Raw genomic sequence first — 636 nt, 5'->3', positions numbered from 1 at the left:
GAGATAGAGCCTGCCTCATAGAAAATCAGACCAAAGAATCAGCACAATACTGATTTCCTCAAGCTCTATTTCCTAAACAGGTTCTTTGGGTTTGAATGCGCATGAGGTGCGCGGTGAAATTCGGATATAAAAAAAGTCCCGCGGTTGCGAGACTCTGTTACTGACACTGAGTTTTGATGTAGTCCTGCAAGCCCTCTAGTTGTGCCTGCATCGTTGTTACTCTTTCGGTGAGAGTGAAATAATCCCTGATAGCGGGGTCTTCCAATCTGGGGCTGGCTGCATCATCCACGCCGGGGGAGGAACTGGCTTCACCCTGACTACAGGTGGCCGCGATACGCAACCTCCGACGACCAGCGGCAACATCATTGCGAAGAACATCAATTTCAGATTTCGCATGAGCAAGTTCCTTTGTATGCTTAACGTCCAATTCGTTTAGCATTGCAATGTGAGAGTTTTGGTAATCGATAGCGTCTGTGAGTTGCTGAATGTCTTCTTGCTGCTGCTTTGTTACATGCCGCTCTTTCTGTAATGCAGAGTGATAGTAATAAGCTGTGAGTGAGACAATAATCAGTGCAATAAGCGTGTAGTAGTGAGCGTTGAATTTCATGATAAAAACATCGTTTTCTCAGATGCTCG

1 protein-coding gene is annotated in these 636 nt (G+C 45.9%); it reads right to left on the bottom strand.

All coding sequences use genetic code 11. The features are described 5' to 3' along the window. Nucleotides 1-157 precede the first annotated feature (157 nt). Complete coding sequence (locus tag AACQ83_RS24350; RefSeq protein WP_112879937.1) at nucleotides 158-607, bottom strand: lysis protein; 450 nt, start codon at nucleotides 605-607, stop codon at nucleotides 158-160. Nucleotides 608-636 lie beyond the last annotated feature (29 nt).

The organism is Photorhabdus sp. S10-54, assembly GCF_963878145.1.
Lineage (GTDB): Bacteria > Pseudomonadota > Gammaproteobacteria > Enterobacterales > Enterobacteriaceae > Photorhabdus > Photorhabdus kayaii.
This window is presented reverse-complemented; position numbering and strand designations above follow the sequence as displayed.